Source organism: Clostridium sp. AF37-5, from assembly GCF_003477605.1.
In the GTDB taxonomy this organism is placed as follows: domain Bacteria; phylum Bacillota; class Clostridia; order Lachnospirales; family Lachnospiraceae; genus Eubacterium_F.
This window is the reverse complement of the sequence record NZ_QUDR01000021.1, coordinates 24,176-47,419: the sequence shown is the minus strand read 5'-3', so window position 1 is coordinate 47,419 and position 23,244 is coordinate 24,176. Positions and strand designations below refer to the sequence as shown.

Sequence of the window (23,244 nt, the reverse complement as noted above, 5' to 3'; positions counted from 1 at the left end):
GCAGGCGCAAAAGCGCAGAAAGGAGTAATTATGAATTTAAGCAGATGCGAAAAGGGGCACTTTTTTGACAAGGAAAAATATGCGGTATGTCCACATTGTCAGGGGGGAGCTGGTTCAGATGACAGCCTCACAACAGTATTTACAGAGGATATGACAACACCGTCACCGGTACCGGTGCCACAGGAACCGGTAAATCAGTGGGGGCAGGCACCGGTTATGCCGGCCGATGAAGTAACACTTCCGACCGGAGGAACGCCGATTGAACAGCCAACAATACCTTATGCAGATGATTATAATGAGCAGCCGACAATTCCGTTGACACAGGATACATTTGCCGCAACTGAAACAGTGCCGACTGTTAATCAGCCGGAGTGGACAGAAGATGATGACCATACGGTAGCATTTTATGATGATTTGTTTTCAGGTGTTACCGGCGCAAATGCCGCAAGCCCGAATCCATCCGTAGTAAATGCACCACAGGTGAATACCATTTCTTCTCCATGTGTGGGATGGTTAATTGCGATGGGTGGTGCTCATGTAGGTCAGGATTTCCATTTGAAAGTTGGTAAAAATTTCATTGGACGTGACATCCAGATGGATATTGCCTTAGTTGGTGATAAAAGCGTATCCAGAAACCGCCATGCCATTGTTGTATATGAACCGAAAAAACATTTGTATTTGGTTCAGCCGGGAGATTCCAGTGGTTTGGTATATCGAAACAATGAAGTTGTGCTCAGTCCGGTAAAACTGGAAGCTTATGACATGATTACGGTTGGCGATGTAAATCTGTTATTCATGCCATTGTGTGGAGAGCGATTTAATTGGAGCACTTTACTGGAAGAATTAAGTAAAAAAAATAACGAGTAATTCAAAGGAAAAACAGGAGGAAAATGATGGACCGTAGTGCAAAAGGAATAAGAATAGCAGGAGCATTACTGCTCTTTGTGAATTTGGCGGTATTTTTTCTGCCTATGACCAAAATTGTACATACCAATTATGGAACAAAGGAATTTTCAGCATTTCAGTATTTACAAAATGTAATTCACCCGGATTCGGCGAATCCGCATGTGTTTGGAGTTTCGGTCATGTTTGTTGTGTGGGGACTTTTAGTTCTGCCGGTGATATTGTCACTTGCTGCAGGAATTATTGGTTTAGTAGGGAGCGCCAAACAAATTTTATCCGGGATTTTCTCCCTTGTAATTGCGGGGGCTTACATTACGCTGTTTTTTGTGATTGATTCTCTGGCACCAATTTGGAATATTTCAGGGGAAACTTCTGTTAGCTGGGGATATGCCTTTTTTATCAGTTTGTCCGTTTCTATAGCAGCGGCGGTTCTTGGGATTGTGAGTTTCTTTGTGCGGCCACGCAGAAAGAAACCGGTCACCTCCGATGTGATTCCTAAGGTGCAGGAAATTAAAAATGAACAGCAAAATATGAGATATAACATTGTCAGTCCGGCAGAGAAAACCGGCGATGAAAATATGAAGATTGAGACGGTAAGAGGTGTTCTGGTCGGTCTTGCCGGTATTTATAAGGGAGCAGAAATTCCAATTCAGGATGGAGAAACCATTCGGATTGGACGAACTGCGGATAATGATTTAGTTTTTGAAAACCAGCAGAAAGTCAGTCGAAAACATTGTGTCATAAGTTTTCATAGAGATAAAGAGTGTTTTAAAATTGTTGACACATCCAGCAACGGCAGTTTTACAAATGGTTCGCAGGAGTGTCTTCCGCAGAACATGGAGATTTGCCTGAAACCGGGAACTATTCTTGATTTTGGTAGTGAAGAAAATCGGTTTCGACTGGAATAATGAAAGAGGTAGAATATGGCAAGCGAATTATGTATGAATTGTTTTAGCGTAAAAGGACAATATGAGGTATGTCCTTTTTGCGGATATGTAGAGGGAACAAAACCTAAGCAGCCTCATTATCTGACACCGGGTACAATCCTTGCAAATCATTTTATTGTGGGAAATGCCATTGGATTTGGTGGATTTGGAATTACCTATAAGTGTTTTGATACAACACTTGGTGTTGTTGTCGCGGTAAAAGAGTTTTATCCGGCAGGTTTAGTAAACCGTGCGCCGGGTGAATGTAGTGTAGGACTTTTATCAGGGGATAAACAAAATCAGTATCAGGCACAGTTGAAGCGGTTCCTTATGGAGGCTCAGAGTATTGCCCAGTTTGGAAAAGCAAAAGATATTGTGAATGTATATGACTTTTTTGAGGCAAATAATACGGCATATATCATTATGGAATATGTCGATGGTGTATTGTTAAAAGATTATTTGGATAGACAGGGGCGGATGGAGCCGGAAGTTGCATTAAATGTAATTCATCCGATTATTGAAGCGGTCAAAAAAATTCATGCAAAAGGAATTATTCACCGTGATATCAGTCCGGATAATATATTTATTTCGGATGAGAGAAATGTTAAAATATTTGACTTTGGTGCGGCTCAGTTAAATGACAGCTCTGAGGGAATGGCAGGAGAGAAAATCATCAAAGTCGGATATTCTGCACCGGAGCAGTACCGCGATAAAAGTAAGCAGGGATTTTTTACGGACATTTATTCGGTTGGCGCTATTTTATACCAGATGGTTACGGGTATCAAACCAATGGAAGCCACAGAAAGAGAATTTAAAGATAGTCTTAAATCTCCGGCAGAACTGGGAGTGGATATTGAACCGAACATTGACCGTGCTATTATGGAGGCAATGGCAGTTCGTCCGGAACTGCGTTTTCAGAGTATACAGCAGTTTGAGGATGCCTTAGAAAGTAAACGAATGGCGGAATATCCAAAAGTAAAACAGAAAAAACGCAGAAGGAGAAGAAACTGGACAATTAGTCTGGTATCCGTTTTGGTGTTAGCGGTTGTAGTAGGTTTTACACTTTTTTCTACCGTATTAAAAAAAGAAAGCAGGATTTTTAATACAACCTTACATAAGGATACCATTACAATCTGGGTGGAAAATGAAAAGCAGAAGGAGATGCTCGATTCCGTTGCATCGAAGAATTTTGTCTCAAGTGAGAATGCAAGTGAGCGGGTAAATCAGATGCTTCAGGACAATAAAAAAATCACAGTGAATGTCGTTAATATTACAAAGGATAATCCGGATGCAACGATGTCACAGGAATTGAAAAAGGCAAAAGAAAATAAATCAATGCCGGATATGTTTTTCTCTGATAATGTATCGGATTTGGATTCTTACAAACTGGTATCTTATCAGGATAACGTGTTAGAGGAACTTGAGCGGGAGGATTATTTGTACTTAACGGAGTATGAAAAATGTTTCCCACAAATGAATGAAATGCCTACCGGTATCAATACACTTTTGCTTTTTGGCAAACAGTATGAACAAAAACCGGAAAACAGCTTAAAGGACAGTGTTTTTTATACAGATGAAAAGTATAAAAACAGTGATGCCGTTGAGATAGCAGATGTAGTGAAAGAAAATAAAGCTGCTGATTCTACGGAATATACTTTTGCGAAGTATTATGGTGCGATTGCAAAGATGGCAGTTCTTGCCGGCCCGGATTGTTTTGATTTTTCTACCGGGAAATTGCAGCCGGATACCAATATGGTCACAAATCTTTCTTCTTACCTTTTTGATGTTTCGAGGCGTGGAGAGGCAACAAGCGGAATGGTGACAGCAGCAAATAATGTGCTTGACCAGGGAAATAGTACAATTGCCAATGTTGAGTACCGTTATTTTCTGTATAACTTTATTCAGCGCAAAGCAGTTTCTGAGGAAATTCAGAAAAATTCAGTCACGGATTACCGTGCGCATGTTTTAACACAGGATGGAAAGATGTTTGTGCAGTTTGATGAAAAATATGCCATTAGTGCACAATCGTCTGAAAACAAACAGAATGCCTGTATGCGTTTTATGTGGATTTTGATGAGTGAAGCGGCTGAGGGAAATTTCTATGCGGCAGATGGCACAACGCCATTTCCAATTCAGAAAAAAGCATTTGAAGAATTTTTTAAGTATAATGAGTCCTTAAGCTGTTTTCAGAAGCTGGTAAACCAGAAAAGAGATTGTGTGCTGGTTGGAAAAGGGATAGCGGAAATGGAAGAATTTCAGAGTAAGTTATATGTAAATGATGTAAGCGATTCGCTGGGGGTAAAAACTTTCTGCCAGCAGTACGTGAAGGAGAAAAAGGAAAACTAAGTCACTTGGATAAAGGGAGCAGGTTATGGAACAGCTACAACAAACACAATATGTAGGAAGTCCGCATTCGGAAAACAGGCAGACAAGCCGGATGATTGTACTTGCTGGTACAAACTTTTATGATTACGATTTGAAGGTATTTGGAAAAGACCGTATTTTGTTCGGAAGAGACCCAGACCGTTGTGATATTGTAATCCCCATGTCGACCATTTCGGGAGTCCATGGAAAAATTAAATTTGCAAATGGAAAAACCTATGTTGGTGATGTGGGAAGTACCAATGGAACGTATTTATACCGTGGTGAAATTTATGAATGTATGAAGCCGAGAAAGTATTATCAGAAAGAATCGGGAGACTGGATTCTCCGTATTGATGCAAAAAATCATGTGTCAAATCAATCGGCAGTTATTATACTGACAGATTCACTGCAAAAAAGTGCATGGCAGTGCCAGACTTTATCCGAGGGACTTACACTGATTGGACGTGGCAATGACAATACGATTGTGATGGACAGCCCTGGAATTTCGAGAAAGCATGCAGCAATCATGAACCAGAATGGTGTGTATACCATCATCGATTATGGCAGCATGAATGGCGTATATGTCAATGGCAAAAGAGTAAACCGCGATGAGCAGATTGCAGAAAAAGACATGATTCAGATTGCAAACTTTTTATTCTTTGTTGTCGATGGAAAATTGTTGTACCAAGGGGCTATGAGCGGTGTGTCTCTCCGGCTTGAAAATATTTCCAAAGAGGTAGGCAGAGGTGCCGGACGAAAGAAAATTCTTAATCAGGTTTATGGCGATATTGGCAGCAATGAGTTTGTAGCAATTATCGGAGGTTCCGGTGCTGGAAAAACGACGGTAATGAATGCTATGAGCGGCTTTGACCGAGATATTGAAGGAAATGTTTTCTGTAATGGAATTGACCTTAGAAGGAATTTCAATAGTTTGAAAAACATGATTGGCTTTGTTCCGCAGCAGGATATTATTTACGAAAATCTGAAACTGAAAAAGATGCTGTTATATACAGCAAAAATGAAAATGCCATCCGACACAACAAGGGCAGAAATGGAACTGCGGATTTATAAGGTGCTTGAGATGGTAGACCTTACGCAACATGCGGATACCTATATCAGAAAATTAAGCGGTGGTCAGAAAAAGAGAGCTAGTATAGCCGTTGAATTGCTGGCTGACCCCGGATTATTTTTCTTAGATGAACCAACATCCGGTTTAGATCCGGATACGGAACAAAGTCTGATGCATACATTGGCTTCGTTGTCAAAGAGTGAAGGCAAGACAATCATCATGGTAACACATACTACACAGAGTATTCACTTGTGCGACAAGGTGATTTTTATGGGACCGAGAGGAAAGATTTGTTATTGTGGACCACCTTCGGAAATGAATGAATATTTCGGAAAACAGGATTTAGTGGAAATCTACAATGAACTTGCTGTAAATACAGATAACTGGAATGGCTATTATCTGCAAAATTACTGGCAGAAAAGGCAGGAAGAACCCGCACTTACAAAGGCAGAAGATATGTTTATAAAAAATTCCGCAAGGCGAAATGTTTCGTGGTTTAAGCAGCTGCGAGTCTTGACGGCACGGTATATGAACTTAATTAAAAATGATTATTCAAGACTGCTTTTGTTATTGGTTCAGCCGGTTGCCATTGCACTTTTATTGTTTTTGGTGGCGCAGGAAGGAACTTTTGTAAACTTTGATGATACAAAGTCAATTTTATTTGCCCTTTCCTGTTCCGGCATATGGATTGGATTGTTTAACACGATTCAGGAAGTGTGTAAGGAGAGAGCCATTCTCAAAAGAGAGTATATGGGAAATTTGCGGTTGTCCGGCTATGTGTTGTCCAAATACATTGTTCAGGGAATTATTTGTCTTATACAGGCGACGCTTTTGACCACTATTTTCTTGAACTTATTAGAGCATACTGCCAAAGGAGGAACTATTTGGGGCAGTCATCCGGGAATGGAAATCTGGCTGACTATGGTGCTTACGATATTTGCTTCGGCATCGATGGGATTGATTGTATCGTCTCTTGTGCGCAATGCAGACCGGGCTATGGCATTTGCACCGTTTGTGTTAATTGTTCAGTTATTATTTTCCGGAGTTTTATTTGCGCTAGGTGACGGGGCACTTGTCATTTCCAAAATCACGGTCAGCCGATGGTCGATGGAGTGTCTTGGAAATACAGCAGATTTGAATGCTCTTCCGTATAAAGAAATTGAGACAGAAACCGGGAAATTGATGAAAATTCCGGCAAAACCATATGAAGACTTTTTTGTAAGAACATCGGAGCATTTATGGCATACTTGGCTTATTTTGCTTCTTATCATGCTGATATGCGGTGTGGCAAGTACCTTTGTTCTTAGAAATTTGAAAAAAGATAAACGTTAAAAGAAAGGATTGGTAAGAGAAATGAGAAAACAGATTTTATCAGGTTTTATGATGTTCGCCCTTGTGGCAGGCAGTTTAGCTCCGGCAGGTGAGGTACGTGCGGAAGAATTTCAAGTTGTAGATTCGGACAATGCCCCTGTTTATAATGAAGCGAAAGACCAGTTTGAGACTAAAGTTGAGTTGACGGGGGTTAATGCAGGCAAATTCCGTTTCCAAAAAGACGGAGGAAACTGGCTGGAAACGACTAAAAACAGTGCTGTTTTTGGTGTAGAGCCAATTGGTATATCCCTATATCGCTGTGCCTATACAGAAACCGATTCTTCGGAAGAAAAAGAGTGGCGCCTCATCAATGTTTCTTATATTGACAATGGAAAATTGACACTTAATAAAAATTTGTCATTAGAGTATTTCTTTGGAAAACTTCCGCAAAAAGAAAATTTATGGTTGGATGTTTCGCTTACTAAAGGTGATGAAAAATATCTTACTTACAGTAAATTGGGAAATTTTCTCCGTTTGAAAAAATGTTTTCTGGGAGAAAAAAATCTTTCTGTAAAACTGATGGAGACCAAAGAGGGAGAGACAAAAGAACTGGCGGCACTTCCGGTCACCTTATCCTGTAATCTGCCGACACCGAAAATTAAATATGTACGGGGAAAGGCAAAGCGATATATTGAAGGCGTGTACCGTTCATTCAAATTGTCGTATTCCTATGGGAAAGGTTTTGCAAAACCAGGGAAAATAGAAGTGTTAGTAGGAAAGAAAAAGAGTCAGTTAAAAGTAGTGAAATCCATAAGTAAGAAAAGCGGTGCAAAAATCAATATGAAAAAAGGAACTTACCGCTATTTCAAACTTCGTGCAAAATATGGAGATATAACCGTTGAGTCAAAACCGGTGAAGATAAAGGCATAGAAAAAGGAGGAAGTCAGACATGAAATTATGTATGGGTTGTATGACGAATATAGAGGATAATTGTACGACATGTCCGCATTGTGGTTACGATGAAACGACACTGCGTCAGGAGTCGTATTATCTAGACCCGGGAACCGTAGTGGGTGGAAAATATATTGTGGGGCGTGTTATCCGCTATGGTGGATATACGGTTACCTATTTGGGAATGGATGCTGAGCACAACCGGAAAGTGTTTGTGAAAGAGTATCTACCAAGCGATTTTTCAACCCGCGCAGAAGGGGAAACAGAAGTTACGATTTACTCCGGTGATGCGCTTGAACAGTTTGAGCAGGGACTTACGACATTTTTGAATGAGGCAAACCGGATACAGCACTTAAATGCGGTAGAAGGAATTGCCAAGGTATATGACTGTGTTGCGGAAAATGATACCGGTTATGTAATCTCTGAATATGTGGAAGGGGAAACGTTGCAGCAGATTCTTGATGATGGCAAGGTTTTTTCTGCTGAGGAAGCGAAAGCATTTATTGTTAAAATTCTCACCGGCTTATGTCAGGTGCATCCGCTTGACATTATCCATTGTGATATCTCACCGGAAACTATTGTTGTTACGGCGGAGGGAGAGATTAAACTGATGGACTTTGGAGCAACCCGTTATGTTACGACGGCAAATTCCAAGAGCCTTGCGATTATTTTGAAACAGGGTTATGCACCGGAGGAGCAGTATCGAAGCCGTGGCGTCCGCGGCCCATGGACCGATGTTTATGCACTGGGAGCAGTGATGTATCGAATGATTACAGGCAAGGTGCCGGTAGAGTCTGTCGATAGAGCTTTGTTAGATGAATTAAAAACACCAACGCAGTTAGGAATCTCCATTCCGCAAAATATAGAGAATGCGATGATGAATGCACTTAATGTGTATCAGAAAGACCGTACGCCGTCGGCACAGGTATTTTTAGAAGAATTAAACAGTGCTCAGGTTAAGCGGATTCATGTAAAAAATAAGAAAAATGATGTGGGTAAATTCCCGAAGTGGGCAAAAGGCTTAGTTGCTGTGTTAGCCTGTGTGATTGTCGGTGTTGGCGGAGTTGTTACTTACCAGAAAATGACGGATACCATTGACACGGGAGACAGTACGGAAGTGAGAGCTGCCAATATCATTGGTAAGACGTATGGAAATGCGGAAGAACTTGTGAAAAAAGATGGGGTTTCTCTGAAAGTAAATGCCGTTATGTATGACCCAAATCAAGAGGATGAAATTATATCTGTGCAGAATCCGGTAAGCGGAAGAACACTGGGAAAAGATAAAAAGATTCTGTGCTCTTTAGTTACGAGTAAACGCTGTAACTATGGAACGGTGGCGGAAAATATGAATGGTAACGTGGACTCGTTAGCGACGTATTTAAAACTTAGCAGTGACAAATGTAAAGAGGCAACGGAAGGGTTAGGTGAGGATGCGGTTGACAGTAACCGCCAGAATTACCGGGATGTTTATGGCATAACAGTTAAAGGAAAATTTATTTCTGCCAAAGAGATTCGCGGTCAAAAGAAAGATACCTTTTTTGATTTAAAAGATGTGGATGCCATTTACTATTATGTGAGCCCATATTTTAAGGATGTTATGAAGAATTTCCGTGGAAGATATATTAACAGTGTAAAACTTGCTAAGTACAGAGGCAAGAAATTCATTGGAAAGGAAACTCCTTCTTATAATGCTGCTTATGTATCGTTAGATTCCGTCAAAGGGGTTGGCTATATTGTAAACCAGAATATTGCAGCGGGACAGACGTTTGATGACAGTAAAACAAGTGAACTTCCATTTGATACGGTTTATAAACTGGTTTCCTGGTCCGGAAAAAGTCCGGTAGCGGTAAAGAGTGCTTTAAAGGATATTTCATATAGCTATGATGTGACGATAAAAGGTCCGGAAAGTAATGCGGTGATTACAAATGTATATGCACTTGTGGATGGAAAACCGGAAAAGGTATTTAAAAAGGATGGAAAGTATAAGATTGTGATTGAGACAAAGGCAAATGCAACGCCGGTGCCACAGGCAACTAGTGTGCCTAAGCAGAGGGATTCACAACCTGCAAAGCCAAAAACGACCCAAAAACCTGATAGTGCGAGTAAAGATGTTGATACTGTAATAAATGAATAGAAACTATCGTCAAAGAAAGGAATCTTATGAAACGATGTTACGGCTGTATGCAGCCAATAGAAAATGAAAAATTACATACTTGTCCACACTGTGGAGCATCTTTGGATTTGGAAGCCGTACCGCCGCAGTTTTTACAGCCGGGAACGGTGCTGCAGAACAAATTTATTGTGGGGAAGGCAATTGGTTCCGGTGGATTTGGAAACACATACATTGGCTGGAACGAGACGCTTTTATGCAAAGTGGCAATTAAGGAATTTTATCCCGGACAGATTTGTGAAAGGGATTCGGATGGAATTACCGTTCGACCAAAAGATGCAAAATCGGCTCACCATTTCCGGACAGGACTTCAAAGCTTTTTGGAGGAAGCAAGGAGTGTTGCAAACCTTCAGGACATCAAAGGCGTAGTGGCAATATATACGTTTTTTGAGCAGAATGGAACCGGTTATATTGTGATGGAGTATTTAGAGGGAATGGATGTAAAATCAATTCTCAAACAGTCCGGTAACAAGAAGGATTATGAGTGGTGCAGAAGAGTTATTCTTACGGTACTGCATACGTTAAAAGACATTCATAAAAGAGGTGTGCTTCATCGTGATATTGCACCGGATAATGTATTTGTCACCAATGAAGGTGTTATCAAATTAATTGATTTTGGTGCCGCAAAACATGCGTCAGAGCTTGCTAATATACGAACAGAAATCGTATTGAAACAGGGCTACGCACCGATTGAGCAGTACAGTAAAACGGCACCACAGGGGCCTTATACGGATTTGTATGCTGTGGCAGCATTGTTTTATCGTATGTTGACAGGAATGAAACCGATTCCGGCAAATAACCGGGTAAACGAGGACTCACTGATTCCACCATCCAGTATGGGAATTGAACTTCCGGAGCAGGCAGAACTTGCTATGATGTGCTGTCTTAATGTGAAGCCACAGTATCGTTTGCAGACGGCAGGGGATTTTATGGAGGCGCTTGGTGGACAGAACTTCCAGCCGGTATATGAGCCGGAGTGGATTTTACCACCGCCGCCACCGGAGCATGGGCGATTGGTTTCACATCTTTTGGCAATGAAAACAGGTACGAAAGTGCTCTTAATCTTATGCGTCATAGGACTGGCAGGTGCGATGGCAGGAGCGGTGACATGGTATGTGAAACAAAACAATGCGAAGGTTCAGACTTCAGAACAGATGAAGGCAATGCCGGACTGCACTGGAAAAAGTTTGGAGGAAGCCAAGCAGTTGTTAAACAATACGGGAATTAAAAATATTTCCGAGCCAATCTATGAGTACGATACACAAAAAGAAGAGGACACGGTAATTGAGCAGAGTGTAGTCGAAGGAAGTGCTGTGTCAGGCGATACATCGGTACAGTTTACGGTAAGTGGTGGTACGAATAAATTTACAATGAAGGATTGTGCTTCTATGACAAGAGAGGATGCGGTTCGCTATTTTGAGGATAAGGGAATTGCAGTGACGGTAGAAGAGACTTATTCGGATGAAATCCCGAATAGGTCACTGGTATCGCAGACCGTTGGTGCGGGAGAAGTGTATACCAAGGGAGAATCGGCTTCCCCGGTTGTGCTCGTTTATTCGGTTGGTAAAAAAAGTGATTACGAGAAAAAAATGCCAAAACTTACAGGACTGTCTGTAAATGAGGCTAAGGCACTTTTGAAGGCGCGAGGAATAACGGTTCCTGTTGTTGTAAAAAGTGGTAAGAATTATTCGACTGTATCAAAAGGAAAAGTGGATTCCCAGCTTCCTGAGAAAGGACAAATCATTAATATCCGGGAGGACAAACAGATTACCTTAGTAAAGAGCAAAGGGGTAGAGCCGACACCGGAGCCTACACAGACACCGGTGCCAAGTTCGGCTACAACAAAGCCCAAAAGCATGAAAAAGAAAAGTGTGAAAAAGAAACCATCCGATGAAGATGAAGTAGATTTTACAGAAGGAGATGCCGATGAAGTTGTGGATGGTTAATGACAGCAGACGGGAGAGTGAAAAATAATGGCAAAAAGACTGGTAGACCCCAATGTTTTATGCATGGGATGCATGAAAGAATTAAATATGCCAAAAGAACCCTGTCCATACTGCGGATTTTATTTGCCGGCGTATCAGCAGGTGAAAAATAGTCTGCCGCCTTATGAGATATTAAATGGTAAATATCTTGTAGGAAAAGTGATTGGTGTAGGTGGCTTTGGTATTACTTATATTGGCTGGGATTTTTATCAGAGCAAGCGGGTGTGTATTAAAGAATATTTTCCAAGAGGAGTTGCTTCGCGGGGAATTACGGAAACGATATCACACTCGTCCTTAACCGCCACCTTAAACGTTTTTACAGAAAATACGGAGCAGGCAAAATACGCGTATCAGCATGGGCTGCAAACATATATCAAAGAAGCAGAAAATTTATCGCATTTTTATACGATGTCCGGAATTGTTTCGGTCCGTGATTTTTTCTATGGAAATAATACGGCATATATTGTTATGGAATATATTGAAGGAATTGATTTGCGCCGGTATGCCAAGCAATTGGGCGGTAAGATTCCACCCGATGTTTTATTTCCGATGTTAAAAGAAGTGATTGCGGCACTCAACGAGGTACACAAGGAAAATATTATCCACCGGGATATTAGCCCAGATAATATTATGGTAACCAGAGAGGGAAGAGCAAAAGTTATTGATTTTGGTGCAGCCAAAGAATACCACTCAGGAAAGGATCATTCCGTTTTACTGAAGCATGGTTATGCACCGATTGAGCAATATGACTCTCATGGAAAACAAGGTCCATGGACCGATGTTTACAGTTTGTGCGGCAGCATTTTTTATCTGCTGACCGGCAGGAAACCACAGCGTGCCTATGAACGGGTGAGTGAAGACAAAATGGTTAGTCTGCAGCAAATGGGTGTGAATGTTTCGGAAGAAAAATCTCAGGCCGTTAAAAAGGGATTATCGGTGCAGATAGAGGATAGGTATCAGCGAATGGCAGATTTGTATTATGACTTATACGGTGAGGTACTTTCAGGAGAAAAGGAAAAACAATCATAGGAGGATGGCATGGAGGTAAAGGCTTGCATGGGCTGTTTTGTGGAATGGGACAGAGAAAGAGACGAATGTCCGGTTTGTGGCTGGAGTCCGCAAAAGCCCTTAGAAGAAGACAAAAACGGCTGGCATCAGGGGAAAATTATTGCTAAACGATTTTTGCTTGGGAATTGTTATTTAAAGAAAAAAGATTTTGTAATCTGGCGCACCTATGACAGTTTACTGGATATCCGATGCTATATGATAACTTCGGTTGGCGGAAGTCTTACACAATTGTTACAGATTGCGTGGGGATTTTCACAGCAAAGAGATAAGGAAGGATGTCCTGTGGTGCTCTCCATGTTTCCGGTTGAACAAGTCTATGTGCTGGTATTTTCCATGAAGGAAGATATGGATAAAAAAGATTTTTTGTCATGGATTATGCTGCCAAAAGAAAATCCCAAACAGGTCATTCAAAAACTGGAATACTTAAATGAAAAACAAAAGCCGGAACATGTACTTTCAGAAGATACTCTTTTAGATGAAAGATACCGGGTGATTGGCTGCATTGGTGTGGGTGGTTTTGGAATCACTTATCTTTGTGAGGATTTACTGCTTCAGAGAAATGTGGCGGTAAAGGAGTATTTTCCGTCGGAATGGGCAGAGCGGGAAGCGGATGCTTTGGAGGTGAAAAATTCCAGATATTTAAATGCTTTTCTTTATGGAAAAAAGAGTTTTTTGAAAGAAGCCAAAATAACTGCCAAATTCATTCATGCACAAAATATTGTTACGATATATGATGTGTTTTCAGCCAATGATACGGTGTACCTTGTGATGGAATATTTGCAGGGAGACAGTGTGGGAAGAAGAATGAAAAAAAGACAGTATGAGCCTTATTCCGAAAGGAAAGCGGTGGAGATTATTCTGTCGGTCATGAAAGCTCTTTGTACGATTCATGAAAACTATGTTGTGCATGGTGATATTTCGCCGGGCAATCTTATTTGTACCAAAGAGGGTACAGTGGTTTTAATTGATTTCGGAGCGGCAAAGTATATGACGGACAAACAACCGGTTTTGCAGGCTGCCTTTTTAAAAAAGAATTATGCTGCGCCGGAGCAGTATCGCACGGCAAAAGAAGGCATTCCGAAAGATGAAGGAGCTTGGACGGATATTTACGCTATGGGAGCAACATTTTATTATTTATTGACGGGGCATGTCCCGACAGACGCACTCACAAGATTGTCGTCAAAAAAAACAGAATTAATACCACCTAAAAAGCATGGAGTAAAAATTCGAAAAGGTTATTTTCAACTGATATGCCGGATGATGGAATTGGATAAGAATTTGCGGATTAAAAATGACCGGGTGGTAATCGATACGTTGGAAAAACTTTGTTGTAAGGAAAAGTAGGTGGTGTAAGTGACAGAAGGCAAAAAAATCGGACAGTGGATTGTTGGAATGGTGTTGTTATTTTTGTTTCTTGTAACCGCATTTATTCCATGGATAACATTATCCGGAAATGATTATGTGGATGCTGCGGTAAACGTACATGAATATGCAAGAAAACAGGATGCTGTTACAGCAGATGCCGCCGGTGCATTTACGTTTATTTCAAATTATCAAAAAGATAGTGAATTAAGAAATGCATGGGTAGCGTCTTATGAAAAAGAAATGAAAAGCAGGTTTGGAAATAAGACTTCATTTTCCGGCTTTACATGGGGAAGATGGTGTTTGAGAGAAAATACGCCGCTTGTGTTGCCGCAAATTCAGTTTGAAAAGTATTTTTCAAATCAAAAGAATGCAGGAAGAAAGATATTTTTCCTTATGGGGTGTTTCATTTATCTGCCGGTTCTCATAGCAGCCGGATTTCTCGTTTTTTGTATTGTAAAAAGACGGTTGTATTCTTTTGGCGTAATGCTTACCGGAACTTTGGCAGTTTTGTTTGACTTAATTTTGTATTTTGCAGTACCGGGAGCAATCTGGCGGGCGGCAGGAGGCAGTATTCATTCTTTTTCGCTGATTTCTGAAAAAATGCTTGCCATTCGCGGTGTCGGTTCACAGTTTATCAAAGAAGTTTATCATCATGCAGGGGGAATCGGTGCTTATGCCAATTTTATTCTGGCATGTATGCTGTGTGTTACAGGAAGTGTTTTCTTTATCCTTACTTGTGTTCAGAAAAGGCGGGAGAAGAAAGTGGAATTTTTTCAAAATCAAAGTTTAGAGAATATGCCATTACCGGGGGATGCAAAAGCAGCTGCTTGTGGAACTTTAACAGGAATCTGTGGACAATATGCAGGGCAGTCTCTCACAGTAAATGCAGGAGAGGAAATCGTACTGGGAAGAGACCCGGCATACAGTATGCTTGTTTTTGATAATCGGGGAATCAGCAGACGGCACTGTGGAATTCGCTACGATGACAAGACGGGGAATTATTTTGTGATTGATTATTCTTCAACAGGTACAAAAATGGCAGATGGCAGACTGGTAACGGCTTCTTCTTATTCGATGGCAGAACCGGGAACGGTATTGCTTTTGGGAGATGGAGAGGAACAGTTTTTATTAAAGTAATGGGAGGCTCTGAGATGAAACGCAGGATACTCAAAGTCTGGCAGTTTGTATTGCTGCTTGCGATGCTTATGCTGATACCGCAAACGATGTTCTTTTGCTTCAAGAGAACTAAGTTTGTACCTATTATTGCAGCCGGTGTATATGGGCTTTTTGGTATTATTTGCAGCAGTATTTTTTTGTGGGGTGTTCCTGGACAGATTTTATCAGGGTTTAAACCGGCAGAAAATATTCTCCGCTTTCTGTGGAAAGAAATACTTTCTGTGGGAATGTACATAACATTTAGTCTGTGTATTTTGCTTTTGGTTGTTTTAGTGCTTATAACTGTTACCGGCAATCAAGGCATAACGATTAAAAAAAGAGAATTATCCGCCTCCGCTGACAAAGAGGTGGCGGTAATCAATACATATTTTAAGGAGGAATTTACTATGAGTAAGAGTTGTCCAAAGTGTGGAAATGTGTTAAATGATAACGCAGCATTTTGTAATAAATGTGGTTATCAATTTGGTACGAATGCGCAGCAAAGAAATTATCAGCAGCAAGGGTATCAACAGGGATATCAGCAGCCGGCATCCGGAGGAAATGAATTAATCGTTGATTCGGATGAGCAGATTGTTATGAATCTTCAGAATTCATATGTCTCGACAATGGCTGCGGATGGAAGTATTGGTTCTACCAGAGTGTTTTTTACAAACAAAAGGTTTTATGCGAAAGAAAATCGGTTTACTCTATCGAGAGGACTTGATACGAAAAACACCATTGTAGAATTACAAGAAATTTCCGGCACACAGATTCTGCACGAAAATCCAATTTCGTATTTTATATGGGGTGGTCTTCTGCTTATATTTAATCTTATTATTGGAGCAATTGCAGGGGGTGAAGCTTTAGTGGGAGCTCTTATTTCGGGATTGTTCTATGCCGGTTTATTTACCTTGTTGTATTTTCTGCGGCGGGGAACTTATTTGCTTATATCCTTTGCCGGTGAAACTGTAAAACTGCGGGTAAAAATGTATAACTATAATTCGGTTGTTACATTTTTGCGAGGTTTGCAATCCTATATTGCAAGGTTGAAAAAATAAGAAGGTTTTAGAAAGCCGGGGGAGATGCTGTATGAAGAATGAAAAATCGAGTATACAATCAACATGTGCTGCTCTTGGGATTTTTTTGTTGCTTTTAGCTGCTGTTATTGTTTATCTGGCAATGTATTCTAAGAGTAATGAAAAAGTAAATTATGTGCAAAATAGAAAGACTCCGACTACTCAGTCACTTGCGTTTCGCGCGCCATCCTTTTGGGTGGATACCAAGCAAGAAATGGACATGACGAAATATTTACAGAGGGATGGCATAGAAGAAAAAGATGTTGTGTGGACATGTGATTCGAATCAGGTGATTGTAGGAAGTAATGGACATATTGTCGTAAATGATTATGGAGTTACCTGTAATTTGACGGCAAAAAGCAGGACGGACAAAAGTGTAAGTTCTACCTGCCAGATTCAGACACGTTCTAAACAGGATGATTTGCTGTGCTCGGTTCGGAATCTGAACGGTCAGTCCCCGGATTCTTCAAAAGAAAATGACAAACAGGAAATTATTTCTGCGGATATAAATAACAGCCGTCAGATTGATGTGGATGAATTAAACTATGTGCCAGGCAAAAGAAGTGGCAAGTATAAATGGGATAAGACGTTGTTTTATACATTGGAAGATGCAGATGAAAATAACGAGGAAGATAATCAGATTAATACTTACCGGGTAACACATAAAAAGTTTATTCACGCAAAAACAAAGAATGAAATCGAATATGAAATATATCATCATCCGGAGAGTGACAAAGTTCATAAGATGGTAAGTATTGAAAAAGATGAGACGGTATTACATATTACCGAGTATTATTTCACGGATGATGGAAAAGTAAATTTCATTTATTGTTACGAGGATACTAATTATGTACCGTCTTATGCGAAATTAAGCAAAAAAGGTGTGAGATATTTATTTCATAATGACACGATGGTAAACTGGCGAATTGTAAATGCGGAAGGTGAAATCAATTACTGTTATGGCAAAAAGGAAAAGAAGGCACTTTCAGAGCATAAAAAAGTAGTGGAGTATTCAAAATTGTCACAAGAAAAAAGAAAACAATATGATAATTGCGAGAAAGTTATGCTTAACCGTGCCTATAATACATTTGAAAAGGTGAATCATTTTGAAGGTGTCAGCAGTATATGCGGCTATGTGTGTGATGAAAATGGAACCGGTATGGCAGATGCTTCCGTAACCTTGAAATCAACAGAATATAACTGCGATGTTTATGGTGGTACAACAAATGACAAGGGTTACTATAATATTTTGGTGCCGACAAGAGAGGCTGGTTATGAACTTGCTGTTACAAAAGAGGATTTTACGGAGGAAGAAATTTATGATGTTGAAATAGACGAAGATAAGATAGACATCAGCCAGCAGCCAGTGTATCTATCGGAAAAATCGGATACAGAATATTCGTATGCACTGGAATTTTATGATGCTCTTAGTGTGAGTTCTCTGGAAGGCGTTTCGGTTACAATCCGTACTGGTGTTAATCATAGGGATGGTGAACCGGTTAGTCAGTTTTATTCTGAAAACAGCAGGGAAAACTTATCATTAGTTTCCGGAATGTATACGGTACAGATTTCAAAAGAAGGGTATGTGGATACTTATGAAACAATATTTGTTTCCGGCAGCTCGGAAAATTTAACACAACTCTATTTATCGAAACAGTTAAATGAAAATGAATTGAGAATCGTTTTAACTTGGGGAGAGACACCGAACGATTTGGATTCTCATTTGTTTACACCGGGAAATATGGGACAGCAGGATGAGGATTACCATGTTGCTTATTATCAGAAAGATTTACCGGATGGCTCAGCGTCTTTGGATGTCGATGAACGGGAGGGGTATGGACCGGAAACCGTTACAATTGATTCTGTTAAGGAAGGACAGTACAAATATTATGTGGCGGATTTTAGTAATTGTTCCAGCGGAAATGAGGACAGTTATGAGATGTCAAGGTCTCATGCGGCGGTTCGTGTTTACGGAAAGGATGGTTTGATACAGACTTTTTATGTTCCGGCAAATCGCAGTGGAGTGTTATGGGAAGTTTTTGAAATTCGAGATGGAACGATTGTTCCACTGCAACGGTATTATGATGTGATTGGTGATAAAACTTGGTGGTCAAGTGGAAAATAGAAATAAAAAAGAAAGTGAGGAGAGAAACATGAAGTTAAAAAGAGCAGTGGTTGTTTTGATGGCAGTTGGTTTGTGCATGCTTACCGGGTGCTCAAATCAATCTTATGTTGGCAAGTGGACAACAACTAAGCTTCAGGGAATGGAAAAGGAGGAAAAAGATTTTCAAAAAGAAAATGGTTATCAAATGATTCTATCTCTTAATGCAAATGGCAGCTATGATGTAGAGTATATAGCGAAAAAAAAGAGTGAAGAGGAAGAATGTAAGAAAAAGAATGATGATTTTAAAAAGCAGGTAAAGAATCCGAAATGGAAAGTTGTTGATGGATATGGTGGCGGTATTGTGTTATGGAATGGCAAACAAAAAGAACCGGAAAAAAACAGTAAGGCACAGTATTACTTAAAGGATGGCAGATTGCTGCAACATGAATCAACATGGATTTTTGAACGGTAGGAAAGGGGAAAATAAACATGAGTGATAAATTAAAAAAATGGAGTGTATTATCTTATGTTGCTGCTGTTTTGCATGCTATTGTTTTAGTGTTGCTTGTTATTGAATGGGTGGCATGGAAAGCAGATGCATTTCGGCTTATTTCAAATTTCATCTGGCGGTTTTTGACTACTAATTCCGCTGCATGGTTTCATACGGCAATGGCTCTTTTTGTGATTGTTTCCGGAGGCGGAAGTGTTGTGTTATTTTGTGAGGCAAAATTAATTCGGGAGAAAAAAAGAGAAACCAATGGGCTCTATGTATTTTGTGGAATTATAAATGTTGTTGTTTCCCTTGTCTGGATTGGTTCCAGTATTAATGGACTGATTCAAGGCTTTAACGCTTATGATAAGAGTTTTAAAAATTTATGTCTTGTATTAGCGGCTGTGACGTTTATTTTGACGGCAATGTTAATTATATTGGCAATTGTAATATCGAAAAAGCCGGCAGAAAAAGAAGAGCAGCTTAAGGAACATGGAATGCCGCCTTATCCTATAGATCAAGTGATTCCGCCTACAATAGACTTGGAATTTGAAAAACAGGAACCTTTGCAGGAGCAAAATCCATGGCAGGAAGTAAACATACAGCAAAATAATGTTACACCGCCAATGGGACGGGTTGTGGTTACGAGTGGTCCGGTTATTGGACAGGCAGGTTATAAACTGCCATCAGCCAATAAAATATTGGTGGGAAAAAGCAGACAAAGATGCCATTTGATTATACAAGATGAGCATATCAGTAATGTACATTGCAGTATTCGTTACAATGAAAAGACAAACGGCTATATTATAAAGGATCATTCTTTAAATGGAACTTTTGTTGGAACGAATCGTCTGCCAAAAGATATGTTTGTTGAATATCCGGCAGGAACGGTACTAACATTAGCAGATGGTAAAACAAGAATCAAATTAGGATAGAAGTTTGGAGGTAGAATTATGAGAAGTACAAGAAATACAGTTGGTGGAGTTTTTGCTGCGATAACAGCAGGTATTAGCTTGGTAATGGCAATTTGGGATGTGGTTTCGTGGATTATGACAATGTCATTAGGAAACATTTTTGCCGGAAGACCGTTTTTGTCATTTTTTGTAGCGTTGTTTCAAGAGAGTATTTTTGATTTTGGAGATACTCAAATGCACTTATTGTTTGCAGGAACTATGTTGTTTTTCGTGATTGGTGCATGTGTAAATTTTCTTGCTGCAATTGTACTTTTAAAACGTGGGAGTAATCATAAAGGAGCGTCCATTACCTTGGGTATTATTAATGAAGTCGGAATTATATTCTGGATTATTTTTTCTGGGAGAGCAGGGTTTTATGTTGGAAAATATATTATTGGAAATAGCCATATTTATTTGAGATGGTATATATTAGAATCGGTAGTGATAATTTCTTTGGTGTGTTCCTTTTTGGCAGCCGCTTTTTTACAGCTTATTTCAACGATTTTATTTAAGAATGCCACAGATAATTTTGTGACCGGACAGGCTGCTATGCCATTGCCGGTACCAACACCGGTACAACAGCCATTTCCAATACAGACACCGCCACAGCCGTCACCTGTGCCACAGCCGGTACAGACACCGGCACCACAGGCGGTGCCAACACCACAGCCGGCATCTGCACCCGTATTGACACCGCAAAAAAATCCGATACCGGCACAACAGCAGGTAAAAGAAAAAATGGGAAATGTATGTGTATTGAAAGGAGAAGTGCGTGGAAAAAGAGATTATGTAATACCAAAAAACTGCAAAATTATATTGGGTAAAAATCCAAACAAGGCAAATATAGTATTTCGTAATCCGCATGTAAGTAACATTCACTGTTCTATAAGTTACAATGCACAAACCAATCGTTACATAGTAAAAGATCATTCCTCAAATGGAACTTTTATAGCAAACAAACGGCTTCAGAAAGAAGTACAGACAGAGTGTCCGGCAGGAACGGTTTTGTATCTGGCAGATTCAAATACCAGTGTAATACTGAAGTAAACAAGGGGCGGCTAAAGCCGTCCTTTTTTCTCTTTCGTTAAAAATTAGGAAAAAATATAATAGAGGTGTGTGTTAAAATTGCAATATGTGTTATAATTAACCAAAAGCGATTGATTCGTTTGTTGAATATAAATAAGGCGAGAGAGGTGTGTTATGAGGATGAAAAGAAACAAATTAATATCTATTATTCTTATTATATCACTTATAGGCATATTTGTAGTCCCTCAGCCAGCGCAGGCGTTTGAAGAGGATTCTGATAATGATTGGAAGTATCTTTGTAATTGGGTGGATTGGGACGGTGAAAAGCTGGTTAATAATAGTTCTGAAATGTATCAAATGAAAACTTATGAGGGGCTTGAAGTAACGCCATCTAATTTACAGCGGGAAGATGGCATTACAACAATGAAAATCAAGGTGAAGAATGCTTCAAAAAAGGATTATAAAGATTTAAAAATTTCAATTGGTGTTACAAATGGATATTATGATACGGTGTATAGTTGTTTTGTTGCTGAAATTGGTAAATTGCCTAGTGGTTCTGTATGGTCATCGGGCAAGCTGCAGATGAATTCGGATGGTTACGCGTATAATGAAGATACAGCAATATTTGCAAAGTCATGGTATATGGAATATATTTCAGAGGATGGAGAAAGAATTTATCAAATGAAAATAGGAGATATACCGGCAGGTTATCTTGAGTATCAAAGACGTGTAGACTGGGTTGAACAGTATTCAGATGATATGTGGATTAATTGTTCACCGAATATTGTTTGTTCCAAAATTATGGGTGGGTATAAGTTTTCCAACATGCGGATTATATATAGCGGCGGTCAAATATCAATTTTGGCAGATGTGACCAATATAACAGATATAAATTTGCCTATCCTTACGTTTGATATGCATTTTGAAAATAAGAAAGGGGAGGAAATTATTACTTATGGAGGAATTGTAAGTCCTGTAGAGTCAGGACAAACAGTGCCGTTTTATGCGAGTGCAACGCTTGATCATGCACTTTATGCATATGATTGGTATGCATCAGGCTGGCATAGTAAGAATTTAGATGTAGATAAAGAATATCTCAGTGATGAGATATGGGATGATAATAGAATTTCAAAGACAGAAGAGCCACTGCCGACGAGAACAGATTTTGTAAAAGATAATCCATGGTTTACGGGAGAAGAGACAAAGTTATCAAATAATTCTTCGGAAATGAGTAAAAGCTTTATAATTGATGACAGATGGGTTGCGTTAGATGAGGTAAGAATAAATTTGAAAAATGGGAATATGTCTGCTCTTCTTCGGGTGAAAAATGAATCAAAGCAGTGGAGACGTCCGGTAAAGCCTCAAATTGCATTTTATGATAAACAGGGAAATCTGCTTGAAACCGTGTACGGTGCATGGATTCCAGCGATGAACCCAGGAGATTTTATATCGGTATACAACAGTTGGTACAATAGAAAGATTTTAGGTGCGTACTCCTATAAGATTGTTGCTTGGGAGGAAAAGGTAGACAGCAGGGAGGATTTTAGTCAATATGATCCAGTGCCTACGCCATCTCCAACACTAATATCGACGGCAACGCCGACTGTGACACCAACGCCAACTGTGACGGCAACGCCGACTGTGACACCAACGCCAACTGTAACGGCAGTGCCGACTGTAACACCAACGATAACATCAACGGTAACTCCGACAGTGATGCCGTCTAATATGCCGACGGAAGTACCAGTTGTCATGTCAAACACACAGAAAACAGTTAAAGGAATAAAAGCAAAGTGCATGAATAATAACAAAATTAAATTATCATGGAAACTTCTTAAAGGTGTGGATAAATATGAAATATTTCGGAGTGCAAAAGCAGAAGGAAAATATAAGAGCATAGGAAAAACAACAGGTAGAATTAAAACCTACATAGATGGTTCTGTTAGAAAAGGAAAAAGGTATTTTTATAAAATTATACCGGTCGTTAATTTGAAAACTGGAAAGGAGAAAACTGCTAAAATTGTTTCCGCCAAAACTTTTTCTTATAATCAACCAAAACTTTTTGTGACAAAAAAGAAAACATATGCCGGTGAACGATATTTAGAAATCTGTTTCCAAAAGTATGGAGGAAAATATGCGGAAATTTATACTGGAAAAGATAAAAAATATACTAAACTTAACTTTAAGAAGAGGACGATTAAGAAAAATAGAGGACGTTATCGGTTTCGCTATATTAGTTCAGGATATATGGTTTATATAAAGGCAAGAACTTATACAGGAAAACAAAAAAGAAGTCCTTGGTCTAAAATATACAAAATAAAATTATAA

At 39.7% G+C, this 23,244-nt stretch carries 16 protein-coding genes; all 16 read left to right on the top strand.

What is annotated here, in order from left to right:
- Positions 1-30: 30 nt before the first annotated feature.
- The 16 genes from DW019_RS15310 to DW019_RS11955 all read left to right on the top strand — a co-directional run bounded on the left by DW019_RS15310 (position 31) and on the right by DW019_RS11955 (position 23,244).
- On the top strand, positions 31-867 hold the full coding sequence (locus DW019_RS15310; protein WP_207663933.1) for an FHA domain-containing protein: 837 nt from the start codon (positions 31-33) through the stop codon (positions 865-867).
- 23 nt (positions 868-890) lie between these two features.
- Positions 891-1,811 (top strand): FHA domain-containing protein, encoded by a 921-nt coding sequence (locus DW019_RS12025; protein WP_118443603.1) that lies wholly within the window; start codon positions 891-893, stop codon positions 1,809-1,811.
- Between the two features lie 15 nt (positions 1,812-1,826).
- Positions 1,827-4,175 carry a serine/threonine-protein kinase gene (locus DW019_RS12020; protein ID WP_118443601.1) on the top strand — a complete coding sequence of 783 codons (2,349 nt, stop codon included), beginning with the start codon at positions 1,827-1,829 and terminating at the stop codon, positions 4,173-4,175.
- 25 nt (positions 4,176-4,200) lie between these two features.
- Positions 4,201-6,594: an FHA domain-containing protein gene (locus DW019_RS12015; protein WP_243024155.1), complete on the top strand. Its 2,394-nt coding sequence runs from the start codon at positions 4,201-4,203 to the stop codon at positions 6,592-6,594.
- A gap of 21 nt (positions 6,595-6,615) precedes the next feature.
- Positions 6,616-7,503: a hypothetical protein gene (locus DW019_RS12010; protein ID WP_118443599.1), complete on the top strand. Its 888-nt coding sequence runs from the start codon at positions 6,616-6,618 to the stop codon at positions 7,501-7,503.
- A gap of 19 nt (positions 7,504-7,522) precedes the next feature.
- Positions 7,523-9,658 carry a serine/threonine-protein kinase gene (locus DW019_RS12005; RefSeq protein WP_118443597.1) on the top strand — a complete coding sequence of 712 codons (2,136 nt, stop codon included), beginning with the start codon at positions 7,523-7,525 and terminating at the stop codon, positions 9,656-9,658.
- Positions 9,659-9,684: 26 nt separating this feature from the next.
- Positions 9,685-11,640, top strand: a complete 1,956-nt coding sequence (locus DW019_RS12000; protein ID WP_118443596.1) for a PASTA domain-containing protein — start codon at positions 9,685-9,687, stop codon at positions 11,638-11,640.
- Positions 11,641-11,667: 27 nt separating this feature from the next.
- On the top strand, positions 11,668-12,708 hold the full coding sequence (locus DW019_RS11995; protein ID WP_118443595.1) for a serine/threonine-protein kinase: 1,041 nt from the start codon (positions 11,668-11,670) through the stop codon (positions 12,706-12,708).
- Positions 12,709-12,717: 9 nt separating this feature from the next.
- Positions 12,718-14,091, top strand: a complete 1,374-nt coding sequence (locus DW019_RS11990; RefSeq protein ID WP_118443593.1) for a serine/threonine-protein kinase — start codon at positions 12,718-12,720, stop codon at positions 14,089-14,091.
- A gap of 9 nt (positions 14,092-14,100) precedes the next feature.
- Positions 14,101-15,249 (top strand): FHA domain-containing protein, encoded by a 1,149-nt coding sequence (locus DW019_RS11985; protein WP_118443591.1) that lies wholly within the window; start codon positions 14,101-14,103, stop codon positions 15,247-15,249.
- Between the two features lie 14 nt (positions 15,250-15,263).
- Positions 15,264-16,325, top strand: coding sequence for a zinc ribbon domain-containing protein (locus tag DW019_RS11980; protein ID WP_182431126.1), 1,062 nt, complete (start codon positions 15,264-15,266; stop codon positions 16,323-16,325).
- A 31-nt stretch (positions 16,326-16,356) separates the two neighbouring features.
- Entirely contained in the window at positions 16,357-18,468 is a 2,112-nt protein-coding gene (locus DW019_RS11975) for a carboxypeptidase regulatory-like domain-containing protein (protein ID WP_118443587.1), read from the top strand.
- 28 nt (positions 18,469-18,496) lie between these two features.
- A complete protein-coding gene (locus tag DW019_RS11970; RefSeq protein WP_118443585.1) occupies positions 18,497-18,919 on the top strand; it encodes a hypothetical protein in 423 nt (140 codons plus the stop codon).
- Between the two features lie 17 nt (positions 18,920-18,936).
- Positions 18,937-19,872: an FHA domain-containing protein gene (locus tag DW019_RS11965; protein ID WP_118443583.1), complete on the top strand. Its 936-nt coding sequence runs from the start codon at positions 18,937-18,939 to the stop codon at positions 19,870-19,872.
- A gap of 18 nt (positions 19,873-19,890) precedes the next feature.
- Positions 19,891-20,937 carry an FHA domain-containing protein gene (locus DW019_RS11960; protein ID WP_118443581.1) on the top strand — a complete coding sequence of 349 codons (1,047 nt, stop codon included), beginning with the start codon at positions 19,891-19,893 and terminating at the stop codon, positions 20,935-20,937.
- A gap of 153 nt (positions 20,938-21,090) precedes the next feature.
- The gene (locus tag DW019_RS11955) at positions 21,091-23,244 is read left to right on the top strand and encodes a hypothetical protein (RefSeq protein WP_118443579.1); all 2,154 of its coding nucleotides are present in this window, start codon (positions 21,091-21,093) and stop codon (positions 23,242-23,244) included.